This is a genomic window from Paenibacillus sp. J31P190, from assembly GCF_059692075.1.
The window spans coordinates 1-2,954 of sequence record NZ_JCAUAS010000062.1; the positions used below are offsets into that span (position 1 = coordinate 1).

Sequence of the window (2,954 nt, forward strand, 5' to 3'; positions counted from 1 at the left end):
TAAGAGCGCCTCCTTGATGGTGTTGGGTTAAAACCTTTGACAAACCCATCATACCGAGGCGCTCCTTTTCTTTCAAAGTCCAATTCTTAGGACTAACAGGAATGTTTAGCTCAGTCGTTGCCCCTTTCCAGCTTATGTTTTAAATTCATCTTATTTAATCAGTTGTTGAGAAAGGTTTTCAGTTTCGTATAACAATACAAGTTCTTGTCATCATTCGGCAAACGATATATGTTCTTGTCATTGGCTTTTGACAAGAACATATATCGTTAAAATAAAAAAAGCCGCAACTACGCGACTTTTAAGCTTATATGTTCTTGTCACCCGACAAAATTTTTTTCATTCAGTAATGTCGGATGACAAAAAGTTGTTCCGATAAATGACAAGAATTTGTTCCGATTCTCTCCGGCTTTTTCCAAATAAAAAAAAGCCGCGAGATTAATTTACTCGCTACGCATGGCCCTGATCCGTCCTGAAAATATCTAAATTCTTAACGTATCTTTCAGTTAGACTTGAATATGATGGATTATTCATTGCCAATGCCATTGTATGATGTGATATTTCTGTTGGTTTTATTTTTCTTTTTTTATTTGAATTATATGGGCAAATTAAATTGATTTTTGACATTGAATTTTTTCTATCATGATCTACAATAATACTTGCAGATTCATTGAACAACGAGTTACTTGGATATGGTAACTTCAATATCATCATAGGTATTTCTATATGCCTGTTTTTATCTAATTCGTTATAATTGGGGACCTTTTTATTAGCAGCTCCTTCAACCGCCAATGTTTTCCAGTAGTTAAAATTGTGCAAATAATTAACTGATATAAATTACACGATGTCCCACCGCTGACCCAAGAAATGTAACAGCAACATATTTTATCTTACTTCGGATACTTGTGTGAATTTTCGTACAAAAGTGGGCGGTCATCGCAATTAATCAACCATTTTGTATGATTTTCCGTACAAAAGTGAGCATACCCCTCGACGCCATGAATACCGATATGCAAAAGTTGCGACTATGTCATCATCATTCTTCTTAGTAATGCCCGAAACCCGCGTTGCTAGCTATCCTGCCTAGGCCACTTCCATGCAGTAAAGATAATTAGTAACGTAATTACCGTAACGAAGAAGGCCATTTCCATGCATACCAGATAATTAGACAAAGAAGAGCGACTTCTACAACAGCGCCAAACACCATGTGCACCCAAGCCTCTCCTGTCAAATTAAACAATGTATAGGGAATATACACCGCGGCAATAATGATATTTGCCCAGCGACTTACTTTTGCCGGCAGGGCAACAGAAAGGAAAATCATAAGAGCTGGAATTGTTACCGAAATCAGTGCTATCAATAGAAAGACATATGAGATGTCAAATATAAATATTTTTCCTGCCAGAATACCTTCTATTTTGCCCGGCATATATAAGGCGAAATAATCAACATAAATATAGAGAAACATAAAACTCGCCCACAGCGTAGCAATCTTCAGTTTCGAACTGACTTTGATGTCTTCCAGTGCATTTTGTGCTTTATTTTGTGTATTCATATTAATCTCTCCTTTAAGGTTATATGGTTTCTCTTGCCTACAACCTTAGTCTAAAGGAGAAGTATAAACACCCTCGAAAGCAATTCTAAAAATTTTCTAAAATATAACATTTTGAGGGTTCATGGGTTTTGCCGCTCATCAACAAGTCCATCCACATCCATTGGTGGTTTTCCACTCACCTTCTAAATCGCCCTGGTTCGCAGATTTAACTACCTCTTTATCTTCCATAACTCACCTCAACATCCCTTACACTATATAGACGGAAAAACTAATTAAAACCAGTCAAACCATGAGTTTTTTTTATTTCTGTATGTAAAAGAAATTATCCTTTATTTTTGTGTTTTCAAACCATCCTGCCCGTTGCTTCAATGCAAGCAAAGAGGAGCTGCTTAAAGTAGCAGCCCCACTATCGTTTCCGTTAGTTGAGCGAGCGTTAAGCCTATTGAAGTAAGTAGTAAACTATTGTCGTACAGCGTTAGTTAGGCAAGCTTCATATTTACATCAAAGACTTGTGAAATCCAAGTCAATAAACGGAATATCATTGATTAAATTATTGATATAATGGAATAGTTTCTAGTGAACTACGGCTTAATGTATTTTCCTTGGTGTATCCTTGAAAAAAGTTTAAAAAAAACGTTTTGCTATTGCATTTCTAGTATTTACATCTGCAATAATAAATGGAATTGGAGTTTCATGAAATATTATACGAAGCTATCCATATTACTATCAGCTTAGTTCACTCTGTACCTGACTCAAAAACAAAAACAAAGACAGGACCATTCCATTTGTCATTTTGTAGAAAACTCTCTTGATAACCGTTGTTTTGTTTATACCTAGAGATTATCTGACTCCAAAACGTATACGCAGGTTGGTTTGCAGCTGTTTGCCTTATTTCCCATGTGCCAATGAACCTCTCAAGGAGTGAGTACACAACCTTACTACCAACTCCTTTTCGACGGTACTTCCTCATAATAAAAAAATCACTAATTGAATTCGTTTTCTCTGCTGTACTCAATTTAAACAAAACCTGCAATCTCTCCATCAACCTTTACTATAAACGGACGTCGGTACTCGTCAGTCCACTGATGGTCGAAATTAATCAGTTCTTGCTCATATTTGGTATATAGATTGGAACTCAGTATGATTCAAATCTTTTGCCTCCATATTTTCATCCGACTTCCACTTTCCATAATATTCAATAAATTCTCTAAATTATCCTGCCTTATTGGTACACGAAAAGCAGGTTCGCTACGACACCTGCTCGGATTGTTTTTTATGAAACTATAGTTTTCGTTAGAATTCCTGTGGAACGAATAATTTGGAATTTGAATAAAAAAGAGCGCCTCTGTACGATGGGAGTATACAACGGGTCTACAGCCCTTAAAATCCCACATCAGGAGGT

At 36.3% G+C, this 2,954-nt stretch carries 3 protein-coding genes; all 3 read right to left on the reverse strand.

Annotation, left to right across the window (positions count from 1 at the left end):
* Positions 1 to 447: 447 nt before the first annotated feature.
* Complete coding sequence (locus AC58U0_RS37155) at positions 448 to 816, reverse strand: hypothetical protein (RefSeq protein ID WP_497383654.1); 369 nt, start codon at positions 814 to 816, stop codon at positions 448 to 450.
* Positions 817 to 1,120: 304 nt separating this feature from the next.
* On the reverse strand, positions 1,121 to 1,552 hold the full coding sequence (locus AC58U0_RS37160; RefSeq protein WP_171688075.1) for a DUF6326 family protein: 432 nt from the start codon (positions 1,550 to 1,552) through the stop codon (positions 1,121 to 1,123).
* Between the two features lie 736 nt (positions 1,553 to 2,288).
* Positions 2,289 to 2,594 (reverse strand): GNAT family N-acetyltransferase, encoded by a 306-nt coding sequence (locus AC58U0_RS37165; RefSeq protein WP_497383655.1) that lies wholly within the window; start codon positions 2,592 to 2,594, stop codon positions 2,289 to 2,291.
* Positions 2,595 to 2,954 lie beyond the last annotated feature (360 nt).